At 39.8% G+C, this 22,060-nt stretch carries 23 protein-coding genes; 13 read left to right on the forward strand and 10 right to left on the reverse strand.

Annotation, left to right across the window (positions count from 1 at the left end):
• Nucleotides 1–94: 94 nt before the first annotated feature.
• Entirely contained in the window at nt 95–379 is a 285-nt protein-coding gene (locus C9J12_RS26065) for a hypothetical protein (protein ID WP_227876469.1), read from the reverse strand.
• Nucleotides 380–526: 147 nt separating this feature from the next.
• On the opposite strand from C9J12_RS26065, the gene C9J12_RS26070 reads away from it, so the two are divergent.
• The 5 genes from C9J12_RS26070 to rihA all read left to right on the forward strand — a co-directional run bounded on the left by C9J12_RS26070 (nt 527) and on the right by rihA (nt 4,110).
• A complete protein-coding gene (locus tag C9J12_RS26070; RefSeq protein WP_107245503.1) occupies nt 527–1,189 on the forward strand; it encodes a cytochrome b/b6 domain-containing protein in 663 nt (220 codons plus the stop codon).
• Between the two features lie 92 nt (nt 1,190–1,281).
• On the forward strand, nt 1,282–1,716 hold the full coding sequence (locus tag C9J12_RS26075) for a MarR family winged helix-turn-helix transcriptional regulator (protein WP_107245505.1): 435 nt from the start codon (nt 1,282–1,284) through the stop codon (nt 1,714–1,716).
• A gap of 158 nt (nt 1,717–1,874) precedes the next feature.
• On the forward strand, nt 1,875–2,240 hold the full coding sequence (locus C9J12_RS26080; RefSeq protein WP_011218757.1) for a hypothetical protein: 366 nt from the start codon (nt 1,875–1,877) through the stop codon (nt 2,238–2,240).
• 195 nt (nt 2,241–2,435) lie between these two features.
• Nucleotides 2,436–2,963 carry a peptide deformylase gene (def, locus tag C9J12_RS26085; RefSeq protein ID WP_107245508.1) on the forward strand — a complete coding sequence of 176 codons (528 nt, stop codon included), beginning with the start codon at nt 2,436–2,438 and terminating at the stop codon, nt 2,961–2,963.
• A 214-nt stretch (nt 2,964–3,177) separates the two neighbouring features.
• On the forward strand, nt 3,178–4,110 hold the full coding sequence (gene rihA / locus C9J12_RS26090) for a pyrimidine-specific ribonucleoside hydrolase RihA (RefSeq protein WP_107245510.1): 933 nt from the start codon (nt 3,178–3,180) through the stop codon (nt 4,108–4,110).
• Between the two features lie 115 nt (nt 4,111–4,225).
• Here the strand turns inward: rihA and C9J12_RS26095 are convergent, their stop codons facing one another.
• Entirely contained in the window at nt 4,226–4,771 is a 546-nt protein-coding gene (locus tag C9J12_RS26095; protein ID WP_107245512.1) for a hypothetical protein, read from the reverse strand.
• A 538-nt stretch (nt 4,772–5,309) separates the two neighbouring features.
• On the opposite strand from C9J12_RS26095, the gene C9J12_RS26100 reads away from it, so the two are divergent.
• A complete protein-coding gene (locus C9J12_RS26100; protein ID WP_107245515.1) occupies nt 5,310–6,221 on the forward strand; it encodes a WYL domain-containing protein in 912 nt (303 codons plus the stop codon).
• A gap of 80 nt (nt 6,222–6,301) precedes the next feature.
• On the opposite strand, the gene C9J12_RS26105 is transcribed toward C9J12_RS26100, so the two are convergent.
• The 3 genes from C9J12_RS26105 to C9J12_RS26115 all read right to left on the reverse strand — a co-directional run bounded on the left by C9J12_RS26105 (nt 6,302) and on the right by C9J12_RS26115 (nt 7,985).
• Nucleotides 6,302–6,631, reverse strand: a complete 330-nt coding sequence (locus tag C9J12_RS26105; RefSeq protein ID WP_107245517.1) for a membrane lipoprotein lipid attachment site-containing protein — start codon at nt 6,629–6,631, stop codon at nt 6,302–6,304.
• 152 nt (nt 6,632–6,783) lie between these two features.
• Complete coding sequence (locus C9J12_RS26110; RefSeq protein ID WP_227876470.1) at nt 6,784–7,272, reverse strand: hypothetical protein; 489 nt, start codon at nt 7,270–7,272, stop codon at nt 6,784–6,786.
• Between the two features lie 116 nt (nt 7,273–7,388).
• The gene (locus C9J12_RS26115) at nt 7,389–7,985 is read right to left on the reverse strand and encodes an HAD family hydrolase (protein ID WP_107245520.1); all 597 of its coding nucleotides are present in this window, start codon (nt 7,983–7,985) and stop codon (nt 7,389–7,391) included.
• Nucleotides 7,986–8,518: 533 nt separating this feature from the next.
• On the opposite strand from C9J12_RS26115, the gene artP reads away from it, so the two are divergent.
• The 4 genes from artP to artM all read left to right on the forward strand — a co-directional run bounded on the left by artP (nt 8,519) and on the right by artM (nt 11,414).
• Nucleotides 8,519–9,247 (forward strand): arginine ABC transporter ATP-binding protein ArtP, encoded by a 729-nt coding sequence (gene artP / locus C9J12_RS26125; protein ID WP_107245526.1) that lies wholly within the window; start codon nt 8,519–8,521, stop codon nt 9,245–9,247.
• A 76-nt stretch (nt 9,248–9,323) separates the two neighbouring features.
• Nucleotides 9,324–10,055: an arginine ABC transporter substrate-binding protein gene (locus C9J12_RS26130; RefSeq protein WP_107245529.1), complete on the forward strand. Its 732-nt coding sequence runs from the start codon at nt 9,324–9,326 to the stop codon at nt 10,053–10,055.
• 1 nt (nt 10,056) lies between these two features.
• The gene (gene artQ, locus C9J12_RS26135) at nt 10,057–10,746 is read left to right on the forward strand and encodes an arginine ABC transporter permease ArtQ (RefSeq protein WP_107245532.1); all 690 of its coding nucleotides are present in this window, start codon (nt 10,057–10,059) and stop codon (nt 10,744–10,746) included.
• The gene (gene artM, locus C9J12_RS26140; RefSeq protein WP_107245534.1) at nt 10,743–11,414 is read left to right on the forward strand and encodes an arginine ABC transporter permease ArtM; all 672 of its coding nucleotides are present in this window, start codon (nt 10,743–10,745) and stop codon (nt 11,412–11,414) included. Before artQ ends, artM begins: the two co-directional genes overlap by 4 nt.
• Before the next feature lie 109 nt (nt 11,415–11,523).
• On the opposite strand, the gene C9J12_RS26145 is transcribed toward artM, so the two are convergent.
• Nucleotides 11,524–11,856: a tRNA-binding protein gene (locus C9J12_RS26145; protein WP_107245537.1), complete on the reverse strand. Its 333-nt coding sequence runs from the start codon at nt 11,854–11,856 to the stop codon at nt 11,524–11,526.
• A gap of 410 nt (nt 11,857–12,266) precedes the next feature.
• Between C9J12_RS26145 and C9J12_RS26150 the strand changes: the two genes are divergently transcribed.
• Together C9J12_RS26150 and C9J12_RS26155 are read left to right on the forward strand one after the other, a co-directional pair.
• Nucleotides 12,267–14,255: a methyl-accepting chemotaxis protein gene (locus tag C9J12_RS26150; protein ID WP_170111891.1), complete on the forward strand. Its 1,989-nt coding sequence runs from the start codon at nt 12,267–12,269 to the stop codon at nt 14,253–14,255.
• A gap of 242 nt (nt 14,256–14,497) precedes the next feature.
• Nucleotides 14,498–15,520, forward strand: coding sequence for a substrate-binding domain-containing protein (locus C9J12_RS26155; RefSeq protein WP_107245544.1), 1,023 nt, complete (start codon nt 14,498–14,500; stop codon nt 15,518–15,520).
• 80 nt (nt 15,521–15,600) lie between these two features.
• On the opposite strand, the gene galM is transcribed toward C9J12_RS26155, so the two are convergent.
• From galM to galE, 4 genes are all read right to left on the reverse strand, one after another.
• Nucleotides 15,601–16,680, reverse strand: a complete 1,080-nt coding sequence (galM, locus tag C9J12_RS26160; protein ID WP_407675706.1) for a galactose-1-epimerase — start codon at nt 16,678–16,680, stop codon at nt 15,601–15,603.
• A 6-nt stretch (nt 16,681–16,686) separates the two neighbouring features.
• Nucleotides 16,687–17,889 carry a galactokinase gene (gene galK, locus C9J12_RS26165; protein WP_107245549.1) on the reverse strand — a complete coding sequence of 401 codons (1,203 nt, stop codon included), beginning with the start codon at nt 17,887–17,889 and terminating at the stop codon, nt 16,687–16,689.
• A gap of 52 nt (nt 17,890–17,941) precedes the next feature.
• A complete protein-coding gene (locus C9J12_RS26170; protein ID WP_407675705.1) occupies nt 17,942–19,033 on the reverse strand; it encodes a UDP-glucose--hexose-1-phosphate uridylyltransferase in 1,092 nt (363 codons plus the stop codon).
• Nucleotides 19,034–19,175: 142 nt separating this feature from the next.
• On the reverse strand, nt 19,176–20,186 hold the full coding sequence (gene galE / locus C9J12_RS26175) for a UDP-glucose 4-epimerase GalE (protein WP_107245552.1): 1,011 nt from the start codon (nt 20,184–20,186) through the stop codon (nt 19,176–19,178).
• A gap of 503 nt (nt 20,187–20,689) precedes the next feature.
• Between galE and ebgR the strand changes: the two genes are divergently transcribed.
• Nucleotides 20,690–21,667: a transcriptional regulator EbgR gene (gene ebgR / locus C9J12_RS26180; protein ID WP_107245554.1), complete on the forward strand. Its 978-nt coding sequence runs from the start codon at nt 20,690–20,692 to the stop codon at nt 21,665–21,667.
• The last annotated feature ends 393 nt before the right edge of the window (nt 21,668–22,060 follow it).

The raw sequence follows: 22,060 nt of genomic DNA on the forward strand, positions 1-22,060 counted from the left end.
TGCGAAAAAGATTAAATAAATTGACGCAAGCCGATCACGTCAGTTAGATTTTACGAAGGTCTACAATCGAATGAGATTGTGATCGCCATCGATGTTATAGAGCGATCGGCATCATGTTAATACGCACGATTGCAGCTTGATGGCTCGTAGCAGCTAATATGTTTACTTGGCTCCAATCAATAAGGTCGGCATTTAAAGTGCTATTCAACGGCTTCATATTTTGCTCTATCGTTTTAAAATTCTGCTGACGAGCTTCGATTACTTGCTTATTACTTTCTTCACTATTCGCTATTGCAGCCACACTGACACCTCCCAGCACCATAGCGAATCCAAATTTGATAATTTTCGGCAGATACTTCACTATTTTTTGAGTAAACATTTTTCTATCCTCTTTTCGTAAATAATCAGTACATGTATTAGGAACGATTGGTTAATTCCTCTACTTGCTATTAATTTACACCGCAACCGTTGCATACGCAACAGTTGCGGTGTAAATTAACTGAAAATTCGTTAACGGAACACTTTTATGAAAGTATGGGATTTACCAACACGCTTATACCATTGGCTTCAAGCGCTATTATGCTTGGGGTTATTAGCATCAGGTTTTAGTGGAAATGGTCCACATGAAATCATCGGTATAGCGTTGCTTGTTTTAGTCTTGTGGCGTTTCTGCTGGGGAATTATCGGCAGTGACACGAGCCGATTCCGGCACTTCTTACGCTCACCACTTACTGTATGGTATTACTTAACAGGCAAAATCAAACATACAATTGGTCACAACCCTGCTGGCGGCTGGATGGTTATCACCCTACTAAGCTGCCTATTAATTCAAAGCCTAACGGGTTTTATTTTGATAGGTGTCTTCGATATATGGATAAGTGAATCGTCTTTATTAGCGGATAGTGACTTGATAGGGTTTGTTCATGCATTATCGGCTCGTTTACTGATTGCTCTAATAGGCTTACATTTATTAGCAATAATTTCTTATAAGCTAAAACATGTCCCTTTAGTCAAAGCCATGTTTACAGGAAAGCAATCAACCAGACCAGATCTTAGCAAGACAACAAATTCAGCCCAAGTAACAAGTTCAAATGGGGTTGTATTTAAACAAAATAGGCTAGCATTCTGCTGCTTTTTAATCTGTATAAGCATAGTGTATTCGTTGTTAAAAATGACGGGGATCGTGTAGTAACACATAGCATTTAATATGGCTTATCATCCACTTATTCCTTATAGTACAGGTAGTGATTTCACCTATAACTCAGAAGATAGAACATAATAATGAGTACATCATTCGATCGTCAATCAAGCCTTGGTTGGCTTATTAATGTCGTTGCCAATAAACTAAAAAATGATTTTGATACTGAACTCAAAAAGCATGGTTTAACCATAGCACTCTGGCCTACTCTTATGTGTTTATGGGAAGAAGAAGGCGTAACTCAGCGAGAAATCGCTATCAAATCTAAAGTTGAAAGTTCGACAACAACACGCACTATCGACAAGCTTGAGCGACTTAATCTCGTCGAACGCCGTGATGATCCGCAGAGCCGCCGTTCATTTCGTATTTATCTAACAGATGAAGGCCGAGCGTTACAAAGCACACTAATCCATATACCCGTTGATATAAATGAATCGATGTTGTCTTCACTTGATAGTGAAGAGCAAGAACAAATGCTTGGTCTACTTAAAAAGCTGGTTACCAACATTGATGTTTAATCGATAAGTACTGGTAGATTAAATTGTCTCAAGTCCCTGATTTGAAATTATGCTGCTTGTTTTTCGACCACATAAATAGCCTGAATATATTATTGCTTTAAACAGCCTCACCGCTACTTTATTATGCCCTACTCTGAAACCCCAAGGACAAACACTCGATGAAACAAATCAACATTGCACCTAACTCACAAATTGCAGTAATTTTCAAAGGCTGGGCGGCTGACTGGGCTAAAGATGTTCAATCAGATAAAAAAGATATGGCGAAGAAATTTCATACTGTTTACAACATTGCAGGTGAGCTGTTTACTAAAGGTGGCGAAGTAGAAGTGTCATTTGTTTCTGCGCTATTTAACGACTGTAAGAAAAAATCTGATATGGCTGAAGCCATGAATCAAAAAGTAGTCGCAAGCCTTCAAGGTGATGATGAGCGCGCTCAAAAGATCATCGCCAAAGTCAATGCCGCAGCACAAGATGCAGCCTTTGTTGTAAACCACCTTGGTCAGATATTACTTCAATCAGCTTAACGGTACTGATATTAGATTACGCTAATAAAGTGCCACAAAAGCCAAGTACAGCGGTAGTTATATAGTCTTCTTTACATATAAGAAGACACAGATTACCGCTGTTACTCCTACTGTATTCCCCTTTCTTTGCTTGCTATCACTAGAATATACACGGTAACTTATCTTTATAGATTCATTTATAAATAGGATAAGAGCATGCAGGCATCTCTCGAAATCATTCAACTCGGCAATCCACTTTTACGCGTTCCATCCGAAGCCTTATCAACCACACAAATTGACGTTGCATTACCTCTACTTAAATCACTTGAACAGATTATGCTTTCACACCAAGGCGTCGGTATTGCTGCACCGCAAGTTGGTGAGCCACTTCGTGCTTTTATTGTCGCTTCTCGCCCGAATGATCGTTACCCACATGCGCCATTGATGGAGCCAACCATCATGATAAACCCTGTGCTATTGTGGCAAAGTGAAGAGATGGAAAAAGACTGGGAAGGTTGTTTAAGTATTCCGGGTATTAGAGCAAAGGTAAATCGCTATACACACATACAAGTACGTTATCTAAATATCTTAGGTGATGTCGTTGAAACAGAATTTACTGGCTTTATTGCGAGAATACTCCAGCACGAACTCGATCATTTAGATGGTATTGTCTTCCTTGATCGAGCAGACAAACTCGATGTTGCAACGGAGATGGAATATAGAAAAATGATGGGGCTAGATTAAAATAGCCAGTGTCTTTCTGTAACGCTAATCGCTGACTATTGCGTTATTTATCAGTTTATATGAAATGCATTACAATACACAGAATCGGAACTATCACTCTAACCCCATGATTTAAAAGATGTGTTATTGCCAATGGGATCACAGTAGATTTAATTATTCTCGATATAGTGATGTGAGAATTTATTTGTGATTTCGCTTTAAAAAGGAAAATAACATGTCTCGCCCTATCATTATCGATTGTGATCCTGGTCATGACGATGCGATCGCACTTATTCTTGCTTGTGCTAGCCCAGAGCTCGATATAAAAGCGGTTACTACCAGTGCTGGTAATCAAACCCCCGAAAAAACCCTGCATAATGCATTACGCATTCTCACGTTAGTTGGCAGAACCGATATTCCAGTCGCAGGTGGTGCTCTACAGCCCCTTTCTCGTGATTTAATTATTGCAGATAACGTACACGGTGAAACAGGATTAGATGGGCCTGTACTGCCCGAACCTGCATTTGATCCACAGCCTTGTCACGCCGTTGAGCTAATGGCAAAAATACTGACAGAAGCGACAGAACCCGTCACGCTTGTACCGACAGGCCCACTGACTAATATTGCCTTATTACTGGCGACCCACCGTGAACTGCACAGTAAGATTGATAGTATTGTATTAATGGGTGGTTCTGCGGAAGTTGGTAATTGGACTCCTGCTGCTGAATTTAATATTTACGTTGATCCCGAAGCGGCTGATATCGTATTTAAATCGGGCATTCCTATCACTATGTGCGGTTTAGATGTTACTCACAGAGCACAAATCATGGATGAAGATATTGAGAAAATTCGTAAAATAGACAATCCGGTTGCTCAAGTGACTGCTGAATTACTTGATTTCTTTATGATTTATCATCGCGATCCAAAATGGGGATTTGAAGGGGCGCCTTTGCACGATCCTTGTACCATTGCTTGGTTATTGGAACCAGAACTGTTTGCATCTATCAATTGCTGGGTAGGTATTGAAACACAAGGAAGCCATACATTAGGTATGACAGTCGTCGATCGCTATCAGTTAACCGATAACCCAATCAATACAACGGTGCTGTTTGATGTAAATCGTCAAGGTTTTGTCGACTTATTAGCAGAACGTCTTGCTAATTACTGATTTTCTTAAAGTAGCTTGGATATCATTATCAGAAAAGAAAAAGATCTCTGCTCGATCATTTAGACAAAATAGCAGAGAGCTTTTCTTTTAGATATATAAGGGGGTACGCAGCAAGTTAATATGCAGCGCTTAAATGATTGGCTTTAAACTCAGATATGTTTTGCACTGTTTCTATACCACAGTCACAAGCATTGTTATTTAAATAACCTGTTGGCCTAACTTCAAGGCAGCTTGCGCAGTAACTAAAATATTCATCAGAACCTAACGATACTATTAAAGCATTGATTGCCTCTAATATCTCATGTTCTTGAAAACGTCCGATGGTTTTCCAGCGGTAAACAGGTTTTGACCTGTGAGTTCCAACAACAGAACAAATACGTATATCGATTGTTTTGAAACGATCGCCAATAAACGGCTTATCCTCTTTCGTCATTTCCTGACCATTGAAGAAATCAATATCTGTTGCAGAGCCCATGCGGGCATATGGATAATCACAATGAAAACATTCTAAAGACAAGTATTGATCTCTTTCAACCGTTTGCTCTATCAACTGACTTTCAATATAAACCAATACACCCTGTCTTAGATTTTCATCTAAACATACATAGCCTTGGCTCAATACATCTAACGTCTGCTTCAATTGGTTGCGAGATATTTCCACACTTGTTCCTATTTTGTTATGCCTATCCTTGAATAAGTCATGCGCTATTTCTTCCAATGGAATAACCATTCACCAGAGTAAAGTAACACTTTCTAAGTTGACCTTTCAAGTCGATATATTGACAGTTTTGAATTTGTTAATTATATCATATTCTTAATATAAGCTAGCTAATAGCCCTATAAAGCTTAGGTATACTGGCATTCTTATATCATACTAAATGCAATATTTTCAACCCTTCAGCAACCATTTATAAATTAACAATTTTCACATTAATTCCAATTTATGTAAAACGAAATATAAATACATTCAACTGCATATAAAGATCAATGCGTTTAATATTTCACTTGAATATTGATTACCCTTAAAACAAAAATCAGACTATTGGCAATGAATAATAACAAAGTCAGATGTTGCTCCCTAAAGAAGAGAACAACACTCGTATCTTTTTTGAATGTCATCGTAATTTTACTTTTCCAGTATTGCATCTACTGATTTTAGGTATATAGTGTCGATTAACAAAACTACTGGATAAATAACCATGACTTTTCAACTTCACGAACAGCCGCAAGACATTATTCAGAAGCTAAACACCATTGGTTCAGCTCAACGAGAACGTTTGGCGTTTATTGATTTTGCACTGTATTTTCTTGGTGAAGTCACACGTAAAGATTTGATAGACCGATTTGCAGTGGGCCACGCAGCAACAACGCGTGATTTAGCCTTATATAAAGAAATTTTGCCAGATAATTTAAAATTAGATATGCGATCGAAGAAATACTATAAACAAGATGCCTTCTCGCCAATGTTTACACTCGATCTAGAAAAAACGCTAGCAACAGTGTCTCTAGGTTATGGTGATGGATTTTCTGGCCATCAAGCATTTCCAATCCGTTGTGAATCACCTCAATTACTCACCCTACCCAAAACACCAATTATGGCTGTGTTATGTGAAGGGATTTATAGAAACAAATTAATTGAAGTAGAATATATTTCAACTTCCAGTGGTAAATCGCGCCGTATTATCGCGCCACACAGTCTTGTTGATTCAGGAAACCGCTGGCATGTGCGTTCGTTTGATCGCAAAAATGATCGCTTTATGGACGTGGTATGTAATCGTGTTGTCAGTGCAAACATACTTATTGATGCACCACACAACCACGAGCTTATTACTGAAGATCGCCAGTGGCAAAAATTTATTGACCTAGAATTAACCCCCCACCCTGAGCAGCAAAATCCTGAAGCTATCGAGCTAGATTATGAAATGGTTGATGGAAAAAGAGTCATTGAAACTCGCGCAGCTTTAGCGGGTTATTTACTTCGTAAATGGGAAGTAGATTGCAGTAAAGATAGAAGTTTGCATAAAACCGTAGGATACCAGCTGGCATTGGGAAATCATCAAGCCTTATACCAAGTCAATAGCGCAACATTAGCTCCAGGGTATACCGCCTAAATAACGTCAGTTAATCAGCAAAAGAACAACCAATATAAATAAAAAAGCCGCTAATAAAAGCGGCTTGTTATAACATTTAATTATTTGGGTATGTTGAAATTTTTATCGTTTGAGCAAGTAAATGTATAATAATTACTCCGCTCGGTGAACACAGAAAAACCTAGCCCTAAACAATAAGCACCGTTTAATTCATGCATATAAGCTAATGTATCTTGATTTTTCACCACAAAATAGCTGTCGTTTTCACAGATAACACGGATTTTACCATCATCACCTTGAGAGAATGCCTTAACCTTTGTACCGCATAAGGTATAGCTTACATCAACGTAATCATCTGCTTGCTGATCAACCGACTTGGAACAACCTGTAAGTACGAATAGCGCAACAATAACACTGAGCAATGATTTCACAGACCCTCTCCTAATTATCTAATATCCCAAGTTACTTCAAGATGTAGGATAATAAATTCCCACAGAACAAGTCTCTTAGGTATAAGTGTAATAGCAGAAAAAACTTTCGCAAAAAAATACTGTTAAGCTTCACTTTTTTATAACTTTTTTGCTTAACCATTCATCTTACGTTTTTCATCAATACGTCGACGATGCCAAATGGAATAATGGCGCAAACCAGCAGGACCATGAGAGATAAAAACTGACATCACCAATATAGTAATAAAAAGCTCAGGCTTGTGTTGTGGTATTACCCAAAAAGACGCTAACAAAAGTAGCTTAACAAAGGTAAGCACCCCTTTTAGTTGAATAAGCCACAATCGAGAACGTAAAATCTCCATTAACATCATGATCATCCCTGTCGACATCGCAAGCATCCACCAGCCAACCCATAACGCTTTATCGACACCATATAGAATACCGCCACTAGAGGCTGCTATTCCTAAAATGTGTAGTGCTCTTATCCCAGTTTTACCTAAACGTTGGGTCCAAAACCGAGCTTCTGACATACCATGTTGTTCATCTTTTCGGTTACCTTTTCTATAGTCGTCAGACGATAACTTACTGTGGCGAGGTTCCTGCTTATTATCTTTATTTGTCATTGCATCATCATTGCTGGTTGTTGAGCGGTAAGAATAACGGATAGCGATAAAAGTTGCGAGAGACCTGTTGGATACAAGCTCGTTATGTCGATTAGGCTACTTGTCTGTGAATGGCATTATGCAGATTTAAACTCAGCAATCTGACCGCCAGTAACTAAATAGCAATCCATGCCTGCTGAAATAGCGGCAGATCGACCTAATTCTGTATCTTCAAAGACAATACAATCTTTGGGTTCGATTCCAATACGCTTAGCGGCTTCTAGAAATGTATCTGGATTGGGCTTATGATTTTCAACATCATTAGACGTAACCACGGCATCAAGGTAAGGCATTAAACCCGTTACTTCCAATAACTCATCAGCATGACGACGTTGGCACCCTGTACCAATAGCAATCTTTTTAGATAATGCTTTTTGTTGCTTTAGCACGTTAAACGTTGCAGGAATGACATCTCCTTTGTGGGGAATATCATCAAAAATACGCAGCTTACTTTCGGCTAATAATACCGGGTCGCAGTCTAATTGGTATTTCTCATTAATTGCATACGCTGTTTTAATGGTTGGCATTCCGCCTAAGGTATAAAACCATTCCCGATCAAATGGAATATCAAACGCTTCACATGTCTCTTTCCATGCATTTAAGTGTGCCGGCATTGAATCGACTAACGTGCCATCCATATCGAAAATAATGCCTTTGTATTTAGCTAAATCCATTTATGTACTCCTCACCCATTTTGTTTATAGAAACACTTTTATATAAACACTATGCCTGACTTTATCAACGTAACTCAATAAAGCAGCTTAAAATAAACAGCATGTAGTAGTGTCTCCCCCTCTGGAATACCACTAAATTCATTACTTTTCTCTTCTTCAGCCCCGTATTCTTTACTCACCACTCAGTTCATAGTAAATAAATATTCACTTTTCAATAATTAACACAAACCATGCATCAAAACTTTATTGTTATTATTCTGCTAGTTATAAATATTGATAATCCGTACTCCTTTTCTAAAAAAGGCTTATTAAATGCATGTTTTTTCTTACTGTAAATCACTACCTCATCTTCCATTAACAATATAAAGTATAAATAACGCCCAAACAGCAGATCAAACCAGTAGATAACACCAAGAAATCGAACAACACAGAAACAATAATTTAACAAAATGGATTTTTTATACATTTTTCTTGCATAACAACCCACCATGGGTAGTATAAGACCCCAGTGACGATTAATGCAGTAAGTCAGCATGAGTATTCAAGTAAGCGGTATCAATAAGTTCTACGGCAACACACAAGTTCTTCATGATGTGAACTTCACGTGTAATACAGGTGAAACCCTTGTGTTGTTAGGTCCAAGCGGTGCAGGTAAAAGCTCTCTACTACGTGTATTGAACCTGTTAGAAACAGCAAACAGCGGCGAATTGAATATCGCTGATGCGTTTTTTAACTTCGCCACTGAAGTACAAGAAAAAGACGGGCTTAAATTACGTCGTAAAGTCGGTATGGTTTTTCAGCAATACAACCTATGGCCACACATGACAGTCATAGAAAACCTTATTGAAGCGCCCGTTAACGTTGCAGGGCTAAATAAAGCACAAGCAATAAAAGAAGCAATGAAAATTCTGGCAACATTGCAATTGGCAGATAAAGCAGATGCATGGCCAATGCAATTATCTGGTGGCCAGCAACAACGTGTCGCCATTGCTCGCGCACTGATGATGAAACCTGACGTGTTGTTATTTGATGAACCAACGGCGGCACTTGACCCTGAAATCACCAATCAGATCGTCAAGATCATTAACGAATTAAGCGAAACTGGCATCACACAAGTTGTTGTGACCCATGAAGTCGATTTTGCGAAAAAAATTGCAAGTCATGTTCTGTATCTTGAAAAAGGATACATCGTGGAACATGGCACAAAAGAGGCATTCATTACTCCGGCTACATCTGAGTTTGCAGAATACCTAGCCCACTAATTACCCTTTTTAATTACCCTTTTATTTTGGCAGAAAGCTCTTCTATGCCTAAAAAACGAATACACGGAGTATCGCGATGAAAAAGATTTTACTGGCTTCTCTTATTGGTCTTGCTTCAGCAAATGCAGCTGCACAGGAAGAAATTAAATTCGCGATGGAAGCGACTTATGCTCCGTTTGAATACGTAGACGAAAATAATCAAATTCAAGGTTTTGACGTTGATTTAGCCAATGCGCTTTGTAAAGAAATGGACGCTAAATGTAGCTTTCACAATCAAGCATTCGACAGTTTAATTCCGGCCCTTAAATTTAAGCGTTACGATGCGGCTATCTCTGGTATTGATATTACTGAAGCACGTCAAAAGCAAGTCAGCTTTACCAATCCTTATTACGATAACTCAGCAGCATTCGTTGCCGTTGAAGGAAAAGTCGCAAACCAAGCAGCACTAAACGGTAAGCGTGTAGGTGTACAAAACGGTTCAACACACCAGAGTTATTTAATCGACCAAATGGCTGGCGTAACAGCAGTTCCATACGCAAGCTACCAAGATGCATTTATTGATATGCAAAATGGTCGTATCGATTCTGTATTTGGTGATACTGCAGTGGTAGCCGAATGGTTCAAAAAGAACGACACACTGACTTACATTGGCGATCAAGTCACTAACCAAGAATACTTTGGTAATGGTTTTGGCATTGCCGTAAACAAAAAGAATGAAGAGCTGGTTAACCAATTAAACGCTGCACTTAAAACGGTGAAAGCAAACGGCCAGTACCAAGAAATTTTCGATAAGTACTTTGGTAAGTAATATGGTTTTTTCGGGTTACTCAATGTCACTCGTAGAGGCAAGCTGGATGACCATCCAGCTGGCTTTTGCCAGTTTATTAGTCGGTTTAGTTCTAGCGGTAATTTTTGCAAGCGGTGAGATGTCTCGTAGCCGTATTGTCGCTTGGCCGACAACTGCATTCGTTACAATTCTTCGTGGTTTACCTGAAATATTAGTGGTGCTGTTTATCTTTTTCGGCTCAGGTCAGGTGCTCTTTATGATCACAGGTGACTATGTCGATATCAGCCCATTTGTCTCTGGAGTTATAGCCTTATCACTCATCTTTGCTTCTTATGCCGCCCAAACGATACGTGGCGCATTAAAAGCAGTGAATAATGGTCAACGTGAAGCGGCAAGTGCTCTTGGTATAAGCAAAGCACATAGCTTCTTTCGCATTATTTTGCCACAAGCGGTTAGGCATGCCCTACCCGGTTTGACTAACCAGTGGTTAGTACTGCTGAAAGATACGGCTTTAGTGTCATTAATTGGCGTAACCGATTTACTTAAACAAGCACAGCTCACTTCTGCTGCAACGCATGAAGCCTTTACTTGGTATGCCACTGCTGCTGCTATTTATTTGGTGATTACACTGATCACACAACGTGCAGTTAAAGTGATTGATAAGAAATTTACGGTTCAAGGTCTTAGCGCGCCACAAGGAGCAACCGCATGAATGAACAGCATGTTTGGCAAATGCTAGGTGGTTTGGCAACAAGTCTTGAACTGACAGCAGTTTCTCTATTAGTAGGTTGTACGCTTGCATTGTTAATGACATTAACACTGATTATGCGAACAACGGGTTTACATTGGATCAGCCGTGGCATTATTACGTTGTTCACAGGTACACCGCTACTGGTTCAAATATTCTTGATTTATTACGGTCCTGGGCAATTTGAAGCGATACGCGAAAGCTTTCTTTGGAATTGGTTAAGCCAACCTTGGTTCTGTGCGATGTTAGCCTTGGCATTAAACACGGCAGCATACAGCACACAGTTATTTAAAGGTGCATTCAACGCCATTCCTTCTGGTCAATGGCAAGCATGTCGCGCACTGGGTATGGATAAAGTCGCGACACTACGTGTTTTATTACCCTTTGCCATTCGTCGTGCAATACCAGCTTATTCGAATGAAGTTATCTTGGTGTTTAAAGGAACGTCGCTAGCCAGCACTATCACGATTATGGATCTGATGGGTTACGCCCAGCGTATTAATGCCCAGACCTATGACACTTTGGTCGTATTCAGTGTTGCAGGCGCATTCTACCTTGCTGTGAATGGCATTTTAACGCTGATTTTCCGCCAAGTTGAAAAGAAAGCCTTAGCATTTGAAGTTGCTCATTAATCGAAGTACACCCTTACAAACTTGATACTAAAAAAGCCCCTCAGAACAAAAATGTAGGGGCTTTTTTCATGCAGTGCTTAATGTATATAATCAAGCTACCTTTCGCGTATTACACGATTTTTACACCAGCAGGCATAAGACGCTCAGGCGTTAAGAGTACACTCTCCGATTCATCATCCGTTTCCGCACACAGCAGCATACATTCAGATGTTTCACCGCGCATTTTTGCTTTCGCTAAGTTTGTCAGTACCACAACCTGCTTACCCATCAATTCTTCTTCAGTGTAATAAGGCACAAGGCTAGTCACTGTTTGCAGGGTTTTCTCACCTACATCGATTTGTACGATATACAATTTATCTGCATTTTGGTGGCGAGCGACTTCAATAATTTTGCCCACGCGTATATCTAACTTTGCAAAATCTGGATAAGTGATAGTGTCCATTTCATTACTCCAACAGGATTCAGTGGTAACGTTTACATTATCATTTGAACGCTTTTTTGCAAGAGATATTGGGTTACTTCCCTGTCAATTATGCGATCTCTATTTCTGTTATTTTCGATACTGCCATTAAATGGTACAGAACACTGTATGAGTCTAGATTATTCCACCTGAACATTGTTACCCTGCGTCTTCATCCCTCAAACATTACAAAACATAAGCTTGAATCACATACATTGCTATATTTATCATCTAGCATGACACGTTCGAATTTGAAGTAATTACGGGGCATTTCGAAAGCAAAGGTGATTGGTGAGTCTATTTTACCTTCATATGAGACTTAAACGACCATCTTAATACAACGATAATTATCAGGTTGACTGCAGATAGGAATAAAAATGAGGACAAGGAACATGAGGTCTATTCGATATATATACCCACTTTATTTTACAGTATTTATGCTATTTATCGGGTTAGTCACCACATTGGGCATCAACTATTGGGTTTCACCGAAATTAGTCACCAATGAAGAAACGATTATAAAAAACACACTCCAAGACCTTAATAGTGACATTTTCACAGAGCTCGAACAGGTTCAAGCACAGCAACGTACTATCACCCAAACCATTGCATTAGTTTCAAGTGAACAAATCGATCAAATTTTACCGGGATTAGTTGATCAATACGGAAAAACTCAAGTATTTGGTGGCGGTATTTGGCCGTTACCAGAACAACGCCAACAAGGCATTGATAAATACAGTACCTTTTATCACCGTGACGCTAGCAATAAGCTAATTGAAAATACTTATTGGAATTCTGCTGATTCGCTTAATTACTACGATCAAGGCTGGTATAAAAATGGCTTAAACGCCCCACAAGGACAATGTGCTTGGGCACCCGCTTATAAAGACTCGGCCAGTGCAGAGGCAAGAACAAATTGCGCTATGTCTATTTTGAAAGAAGGTAAACAATACGGCATTGCAACGATTGATCTAACATTAGGTTTCTTCAATGACCTTGTCGAACAAAAAGAACAGGCATTAAATGGTGATATTCTCATCATCGAATCTGACGGTAAAATACTCAACAATACACGTAGTATTAACCGCTCACTCATACTTGATAATCTTTCGTCTATTGCCCAAGAGTCACCTTTTGCTGCGAATATTAGCCGTAACCTTTCTCAGGTAACGGACAATAAACCGCTGCAGGTTCGTTATGATAATAATGGCGTTAATTATACGTTATTCATGCATCGAATTTCAGGAACACCATGGACCGTCGCATTTAGCACTCAAACGACCCTACTCGAATCAACGACTCACTCAATTCTAGTCACTCTGGCTTCAATTCAACTTCCTATTGCTGCTGCTATTATTCTCTTTTGCTTTATTGCATTCTCACAACTAGCCCGACGTCTCGAAGCATTAAGGAATAATATTGAAGCTCTATCATCGGGCGACGCCGATTTAACCGCTGAAATTAAAATTAATAAAAATGACGAAGTTGGAGGTATTGCAGTATCCGTCAATCATTTCATTATCTATCTACGAGAGATGATGGGGTCTGTATCCAATTCAAGTAATCAAATTTCAAACATTATCGACGAAGTCAAAAATCAAAGCCAAATTAACCACGATATTGTTGATCGCCACGCCAATGAAACAATGCAGGTTATTACTGCCATTAATGAAATGGCTTCTACGGCAGAAGAAGTTGCACGTAATACCACCAATACCGTTACCAATACCCATAGCGCCACAGTTGCTGCCGATCAATCAAAAGCAGCAGTTAACAAAGCAACAGACAGCGTTGCTTTGTTAATGACGCAAATTGAAACCGCGTCAGAAAATGTGACCGAGATGAGCAATGAAACTCAGAAAATAAGCACGGTACTTAACGTGATTCGTGATATCGCAGAACAAACCAATCTATTGGCGCTTAACGCTGCCATTGAAGCCGCACGAGCCGGCGATCAAGGTAGAGGGTTTGCGGTTGTTGCTGATGAAGTACGTGCACTTGCTGCTCGTACACAAAATAGCACTGCTGAAATCAATGAGATGTTAACCCACCTTCAAGCTGGGGTTACAACCGTTGTAACAGCCATGAATAATACAAAAACACGTTGTGAGGTCGTTGTTGATGATACAGAACACGTCAATGTGGGGCTAGATGAAATGATGACCTCTATACATGAAATCAACAACTTAAACTCGCATATAGCAACAGCAGCAGAAGAGCAGAGCTCTGTTACTGAAGAAATAAACCACAACATGAGTCAGATTCAAAATATGATTCAAATGCTAACAGAAAGCGCTCAGCAAACAACAACATCCAGCCACTCGTTATCTGAAGCCAATAACCAACTTAATACATTAGTGAGTCGCTTCAAGCTATCCTAACGTTCAACGTTACTGGTATAAAATAGCAAACAATAAGTAGTCACTTTAGGCTACTTATTTTTTCTCTCTCTCTCATTACTACACTAGGCTTTACTGGCAACGATTACATTACCTTTTAGCACTGATTTACAAGGAATACTATACAACCAGCCTATCAATTTCATGATCTCTATTTGCGTTATTTTCACAACCGTTGTTAAATGGTATAGGCAAAAGAATACTGATATTTATTGGGATAATGTATGGCAACTATTAAAGATGTAGCAAAGGAGGCAGGTGTTTCTGTCGCTACGGTTTCACGTGTTATTAACAAGTCACCCAAGGCAAGTAAATCTGCTATTGATGCTGTTAGTATTGCCATGCGCAAACTGGGTTATCGTCCTAATGCCAATGCACGAGCACTGGTTAGTCAATCGACGAATACACTAGGGGTATTGGTTGGTGATGTATCCGACCCTTTCTTTGGTTCAATGGTTAAATCCATCGATGGTGTGGCGCGTAATAACGGTAAGCATATTCTTATAGGTAATGGCTATCACGATGCAGATACAGAACGTGATGCAATAGAGTTGTTGATAAACAGCCGTTGTGAGTCATTAGTTATTCACAGTAAAGGCTTATCGAATGAAGAACTGATTGCCTACGCAAAAGAAGTACCAGGGCTAGTATTGATTAACCGATATATACCTGAAATTGCCGAAAAGTGTATCGCGTTAGATAATCATAAAGGTTCTTATCTTGCGACTGAATATTTAATACGTCATGGCCACCAGCATATTGGCTATGTCTGTTCAAACCACCAAATTGAAGATGCGGAACAACGTAAAGCAGGCTATCAGGAAGCCCTTAAAGCACATGGCTTACATCAGCCTGAGAGCTATATTGAATATGGCAGCCCAGATGAGCAAGGCGGCGAGCAAGCAATGACTAATTTACTTGCTAAAAACCTACCGATTACGGCTATCGCCGCTTACAACGACTATATGGCTGCAGGCTCGCTGTCTATTTTAGAAGAAAATGGTATTCAAGCACCTGAAAACATGTCGCTAATTGGTTTCGATGATGGATTAATCGCAAAATACTTACATCCAAAATTAACAACCATTCGCTACCCCATTCAAATGATGGCTGAGCATGCTGCTCAATTATCGCTGAAATTAGCCAATAAGAATCAACCAATTGAGCCAGAGAAAGTAGATACAGATACACATATGTTCATGCCAACATTAGTGCGCCGCTTATCAGTCGATAAAGTAAAAAGCTAGTTTAGCGAATTGATAAAAAAAGAGCCTTAACATCCATTGTCGAGGCTCTTTTTTATTGGGTGTCCTGTAACTACGTATAGCTACACAACCAAAAATCGATACGTTGTTTGATGCTTATACGTTTGTTCAGGTTGTACAATACAAGAAGGTTGCTGCCACTCGGGATGATTAGGTGAATCAGGCAAAAATTGGGTTTCTAACGCAAAACCTGCATGGTTTACGTATTCACCACCTTCTCGATTCGGACAACCCGCTAAATAATTACCCGTATAAAGCTGTATAGCTGGCTTTGTGGTCTGTAGTTCTAATCGTAATTTCCCATCTGGCGAAGTCACGCTTGCTGCCGTTGCATGACCTAGATGACATTCTGTTTCCAATAAAAAAGAATGATCATAACCCGCAGCTAATTGCTGATCGTGGTCTGCCATAAAATCTTGCTTCAATTTTTTTAACTGCATGAAGTCAAAACTTGTACCCTGTACTTCTTTCAGTTCACCAACAGGAATGCCACTTGCATCTGAAGGTAAATACTGTGATGCATTCATCGTAAGCGAATGATCAAGGCAATCTGACTGTGAATCTGCCCCTAATAAATTGAAGTAAGCATGATTCGTCAGATTGATCGGGCATGCTTTATCTATAGTTGCACTATAAGCAATAATCACTTCATTTTTGTTTGTCAGGGTATAACTAACAGACGCATTAACCTTACCAGGAAAACCTTGGTCACCATCGGGTGATTCAAGTGTAAAGACGATTGTTTGCTCACGGCTTTCCTCAACTACCCCTTCAACCAACCAGCGACGATGAGTAAAACTATCTGGCCCTCCGTGTAAACAATTACCCGCTTGATTCGTCAATACTTGGTGTATTTCACCATTGATCACAAACCTGCCAGATTCAATACGGTTCGCATAACGGCCAACAGTTGCCCCTAAATAGGCTTGTTGCTGTTGATGCTGCTTCATTGTTGCAACACCCAGTAATACTTCGCGGGTCGTATCACCAAGATCCACACAACAACTTAACCATGTCGCGCCGATATCCATAAACGATACCGACATACCATTACTGTTTGTTAACGTAAAAATCTTCGCGGGGCTACCATCAAAGGCAATATCTTGTGCCATTGATTGATGCAATTTATTACTCATCATCAGTCCTTATTAAGCCGTTACTGATTCAAGTGCAGTTATACCGACGATTTCACCAGCACCAGGCATGGCTTTACACACGTAAATAGATTCTTTTAGCCCTGTTTCAGCTTCATATTTTGCTTCTACAACCGCTTTAACACTATCCACCATGGCTGGTGGCATAATCGCGACAATACAACCACCAAAACCACCGCCAGTCATACGAACGCCACCGTCTTCACCAATGCATTCTTTAACCATATCAACCAATACATCTACTTCACGTACCGTAATTTCAAAATCATCACGCATAGATGTATGAGATGCAGCCATTAAACGGCCCATCAGTTTGATATCATCAGCACTCAATGCAAGCGCAGCTTGTTCAGTACGATCGTTTTCGGTAATAACGTGACGTGCACGCTTCGCCACCATTTCATCAAGCTCATTCACACGTTCATTAAACTGATCGATGGTGACATCACGTAGCGCTTTTACGCCAAAAACACGCGCTGCTTCTTCACACTGCTCACGACGTGTATTGTATTCACTGTCTACTAAGCCGCGCTTTTTATTCGAGTTAATAATAACAACAGCCATGTCTTCAGGCATAGATACAGGTGTCGTATCGAGCGTTCGACAATCAATTAATAGTGCATGGTTTGCTTTACCTTCTGCAGAGATTAATTGATCCATAATGCCGCAATTACAGCCTACAAATTGGTTTTCAGCTTGTTGACCATTTAAAGCAATATCTTGCTGAGTAATCGTTAAGCTATAAAGCGTTTTGAATGTTTGACCAATCACAACTTCAAGCGCGGCAGATGAACTTAACCCAGCACCTTGAGGAACATTACCGCTTACAGTAATGTCTGCACCATTAAATTCATAACCACGATCTAATAAGCATTTCACTACACCTTTCACATAGTTAATCCACATGCAGTCTTGATCAAAGGTAATCGGTTGAGTGATATCAAACTCTTTCACTTCATTGCTGTAATCAACGGCAACAACACGTACGATACTGTCTTCACGGCATGAAGCTGCCACAATAGTTTGGTAATCAATCGCACACGGTAATACAAAGCCATCATTATAATCAGTGTGTTCACCGATAAGGTTCACCCGACCAGGCGCTTGAATGATTTTTCTTGGCGCATACCCCAATACATCAGTGAATACAGACGTTACGCTATGAATTAAGGCTTGAGATTTATTGTTAATTGTCATGTTCTTACTACCTAATAATCTGTTGAATATGGGTTAACGTTGCGATTCACTGCTATTGTTCACGAAAATGAATATCACTAAGCGCACGTAGTTTGTCAGCGGCTTGCTCTGCGGTTAAATCACGTTGGCTTTCTGCCAACATTTCATAACCAACCATGAATTTACGTACTGTCGCAGAGCGTAAAAGAGGTGGATAAAACAATGCGTGCAGCTGCCAATGCTCGATGCTTGTGTCGTCACTCTCACCTTCTTTAAAGAAGGGTGCGTAATGCCAACCCATCGAATACGGGAACGAGCACTTAAACAGATTGTCGTAACGGCTAGTCAGTTTTTTCATGGCTAACGCAAGATCATCACGCTGCTCATCCGTTAAATCATTCATACGGCGTACATGTGTTTTGGGCATTAACATTGTTTCAAATGGCCACGCAGCCCAATAAGGTACAACAGCAATCCAATGTTCAGTTTCAACCACGGTACGAGAGCCGTCTTTCATTTCACTGTTAACGTAATCAACCAGTAAGTTAGTGCCGTTTTCTTGATAGTACGCTCTTAAATTGTCGTCTTTACGGGCAATTTCATTCGGTAAAAAACTGTTCGCCCAAATTTGTCCGTGCGGGTGAGGTTGAGAACACCCCATTGCTGAGCCTTTGTTTTCAAAAGCTTGAACCCAAACATAATCTTGTCCCAGCTCTTCAATCTGTTCGTTCCATGTATCAACAACACTGCGAATAGCGGGTACAGACAATTCTGGTAATGTCTTGCTATGATCGGGGGAAAAACACACAACCCGGCTAAGCCCTCGAGCACTCTCGCTACGAAATAATGGGTTATCAGATTGCGGTGCGTCAGGTGTATCAACCGTTAACGCTGCATGATCATTATTAAACACGTAGGTACCGGTATAATCTGGATTTTGATCACCAGACACTCGCGTATTGGTTGGACATAAAAAACACCCACTATCATATTGTGTATCTACAGCTGGTTCTGGTGTTTCATCAGCCCCCTGCCAAGGACGTTTTGCACGGTGTGGCGAAACCAAAACCCATTGACCCGTTAAAGGGTTATAACGACGGTGCGGATGATCGGTTGCGTCAAAAGTGTCGCCGTTCAAATTGGTGCTCGAATCCATATTCGACATAATCAAAATTGCCTATTAAAGTGGTACGAAGCAGGGCTTCAATTCATACATGCAATGCGATTCACGCATCTAACCCTGCTGCTTAAATATATTGTTGGATTAAATATCTTGGTGTATTAAATATATCGTTGGAAAGGGTTATTTAGTAACCCTTAGGGTTTTCTGACTGCCAACGCCACGTATCATGTGCCATATCGGTAATCTTGTAGTGGGCTTTCCAACCTAATTCTTGTTCTGCTTTTTGCGTATTCGCCCAACACTCTGCGATATCACCTGAACGGCGAGGACAAATTTTATAAGCAATATCATGACCACACGCTAGGCTGAATGCATTTACCATTTCTAATACGCTACTACCCTGCCCTGTGCCTAGGTTGTAGATATGCAAACCTGATTGTTGTCCAACAACATTTAGCGCCGCTACGTGACCATCCGATAAATCCATAACATGAATATAATCACGAACGCCTGTACCATCGGGAGTTGGATAATCATCACCAAAGACAGATAAGTACTCACGACGACCAACAGCAACTTGCGCAATAAATGGCATTAAGTTATTTGGAATACCTTGTGGGTCTTCGCCCATAGAACCTGACGGGTGTGCACCAACTGGATTAAAATAGCGCAGTAACGTAATGCTCCATGTCGGATCGGCAAAATGGATATCACGCAAGCATTCCTCAACCATATATTTACTACGACCATATGGATTAGTGACATCACCTGTAGGTGTCGATTCGTTAATAGGCATTTCAGACGGATCACCATAAACCGTTGCCGAAGAACTAAAGACAAGGCTTTTCACATTTGCTTTCGTCATTTCATCGACAAGCACAAGCGTGCCGTGAACGTTGTTATCATAATATTCAAGTGGCTTTTCTACCGATTCACCAACCGCTTTCAAACCCGCAAAGTGAATAACAGAATCAATTTTTTGCTCGCTAAAGATTTGCGAAAGTATTGTCTGGTTACGCACATCGCCTTCATAAAATAGAGGCGTTACACCAGTTAATGCATGCACTCTTTCAAGTACTGCTGAATTACTGTTTGATAAGTTATCGAGAATAATCGGCTCTAGCCCTGCATTAATCATTTGCACACATGTATGGCTGCCGATATAACCCATTCCACCAGTAACTAATACTTTCACAATCTCTCTCCAAATCTTGATTAACGATTAACTGCTAAAAAGTGTACCAAGCAAAGCGCCCTGAGATCCGTGATCAAAACCACACTTGTGTAAACGTTTCCACGAAATAAAAAAACGTCATAATTCTGTGAGAAAACATGATAGTTCATAGAAATAAAGGGATAATAAAGAAGGATGTAAAAAGAGAATAAACAGGATTCATTATCTTTCGACAGATAATGTAAACGATTAACTGTATGGTAACTGAGTAGTTATGCTTATTTAATACAAAGAAATCACCAAATGTACGGGTAAAAAGCGCCTGAGGGTGTCGATAATTTTACTAAAACATCATAAAATACCTTTCAGCTGTATCTCTAAAAATATTTAAAATGCAGTGCTTTAAATATGAAGAACATTTACGGATCGATCGCATTCTTAACAGGTAATATAAGTTCGCTTCTAAAGCATGTTCATCCTCTACCTGATAACCGTAAATACGCATAAACTCCCCGGAGGGAAGAATGGCAACGTTAAAGGAAATAGCAAACGAGGCTGGCGTATCGCTCGCCACGGTTTCGAGAGTATTGAATGATGATCCTAGCCTCAGTGTAAAAGAAGAAACAAAGCGTAGAATATTTGAGATTGCAGAAAAACTTGAATATAAAACATCATCATCGCGTAAAGTTAGCACTAAACAGCGCCTTAACGTTCTTGCTATATACAACTACAAACAAGATGTTGAGTTTAACGACCCTTATTATTTATCTATTCGTCATGGTATTGAAACTCAATGCGAAAAATTGGGCATTAGTCTTACCAATGTGTACGAGTCGAAGGTTAATAATAAACTCAAACATATCGATGGCATATTGTTAGTAGGTCGCTTACCCAATGAACAACTGTCAGCAGTAAAATCGCTATCTACAAATATTGCTTACGTAGACTATACCGATTTTGATCAAGACTTCGATTCTGTCGATATCGACCTTGCTCGTATCAGTCAAGAAGTTATTAATTTCTTTATCGCGCAAGATTACAATCGTGTTGGATTCATTGGTGGGCAAGACTGTGCCAATAAGTCTGATGTGCGAGAAGTTGCTTTTACCGAATACGGTCAACTTAAAGGCGTAGTCTCTTCTGCTGATATCCATCGTGGGGACTTTACTAGTTCATCAGGCTATAAACTGGCGAAAAAGATGCTCGCTGGTGATCATCCTAAAGCATTGTTTATTGCTTCAGATTCTATTGCAATTGGGGTTTTGCGTGCCATTCATGAGCAAGGTCTCTCTATACCAGAAGATATAACTCTAATTAGTGTGAATGATATACCCACAGCAAAGTTCACCTTCCCTTCATTGTCTACCTTTAGAATTCATTCTGAGTTAATGGGCAGCCAAGGTGTTAATTTGCTGATGGAGCGCAGCCGAGATGGCCGCACAATCCCTATTCGCTCTTATGTACCCAGCAAGCTTAGATTAAGAGATACAACGAAAAAATAACAGCTTATCTCTGCTTCAATACGAATGGTACTTTTGTGCCATTTTTTATGCCTATCGCAAACAGCTTAGACAGACCAGAGAATAAACTCTAACTAAGTTAAAAAAGAAGACTTACTCATCTATTACATTCACATTTTACTAAAATTTAACCGATATTCACCTTAAAGTATAGCTACATCCAAAAAGTACTCTGAATAGCTCTCAACAAACATTTCCCTTAAAAACTGCCTACAAGCATACCTCTAGCGTACGTTAAACCATCGACTAGTCGGTTTTTTCACTCTCACCGTCTCTTTTATATGCCAAATGCTCATATATTTTTCCGCACAGAATGTTAGTCAGCTCACAAACTCAAGAACAAAATGTGACCAAGTTAAAGTAAAATAATTTTAC

The sequence above is a fragment of the Photobacterium frigidiphilum genome (genome assembly GCF_003025615.1).
In the GTDB taxonomy this organism is placed as follows: domain Bacteria; phylum Pseudomonadota; class Gammaproteobacteria; order Enterobacterales; family Vibrionaceae; genus Photobacterium; species Photobacterium frigidiphilum.

Coding starts and splice junctions, on each gene's coding strand:
- C9J12_RS26065 (WP_227876469.1), bottom strand. CDS start 379: ATGTTTACTCAAAAAATAGTGAAGTATCTGCCGAAAATTATCAAATTT.
- C9J12_RS26070 (WP_107245503.1), top strand. CDS start 527: ATGAAAGTATGGGATTTACCAACACGCTTATACCATTGGCTTCAAGCG.
- C9J12_RS26075 (WP_107245505.1), top strand. CDS start 1,282: ATGAGTACATCATTCGATCGTCAATCAAGCCTTGGTTGGCTTATTAAT.
- C9J12_RS26080 (WP_011218757.1), top strand. CDS start 1,875: ATGAAACAAATCAACATTGCACCTAACTCACAAATTGCAGTAATTTTC.
- def (WP_107245508.1), top strand. CDS start 2,436: ATGCAGGCATCTCTCGAAATCATTCAACTCGGCAATCCACTTTTACGC.
- rihA (WP_107245510.1), top strand. CDS start 3,178: ATGTCTCGCCCTATCATTATCGATTGTGATCCTGGTCATGACGATGCG.
- C9J12_RS26100 (WP_107245515.1), top strand. CDS start 5,310: ATGACTTTTCAACTTCACGAACAGCCGCAAGACATTATTCAGAAGCTA.
- C9J12_RS26110 (WP_227876470.1), bottom strand. CDS start 7,272: ATGACAAATAAAGATAATAAGCAGGAACCTCGCCACAGTAAGTTATCG.
- C9J12_RS26115 (WP_107245520.1), bottom strand. CDS start 7,985: ATGGATTTAGCTAAATACAAAGGCATTATTTTCGATATGGATGGCACG.
- artP (WP_107245526.1), top strand. CDS start 8,519: ATGAGTATTCAAGTAAGCGGTATCAATAAGTTCTACGGCAACACACAA.
- C9J12_RS26130 (WP_107245529.1), top strand. CDS start 9,324: ATGAAAAAGATTTTACTGGCTTCTCTTATTGGTCTTGCTTCAGCAAAT.
- artQ (WP_107245532.1), top strand. CDS start 10,057: ATGGTTTTTTCGGGTTACTCAATGTCACTCGTAGAGGCAAGCTGGATG.
- artM (WP_107245534.1), top strand. CDS start 10,743: ATGAATGAACAGCATGTTTGGCAAATGCTAGGTGGTTTGGCAACAAGT.
- C9J12_RS26145 (WP_107245537.1), bottom strand. CDS start 11,856: ATGGACACTATCACTTATCCAGATTTTGCAAAGTTAGATATACGCGTG.
- C9J12_RS26150 (WP_170111891.1), top strand. CDS start 12,267: ATGAGGTCTATTCGATATATATACCCACTTTATTTTACAGTATTTATG.
- C9J12_RS26155 (WP_107245544.1), top strand. CDS start 14,498: ATGGCAACTATTAAAGATGTAGCAAAGGAGGCAGGTGTTTCTGTCGCT.
- galK (WP_107245549.1), bottom strand. CDS start 17,889: ATGACAATTAACAATAAATCTCAAGCCTTAATTCATAGCGTAACGTCT.
- C9J12_RS26170 (WP_407675705.1), bottom strand. CDS start 19,033: ATGTCGAATATGGATTCGAGCACCAATTTGAACGGCGACACTTTTGAC.
- ebgR (WP_107245554.1), top strand. CDS start 20,690: ATGGCAACGTTAAAGGAAATAGCAAACGAGGCTGGCGTATCGCTCGCC.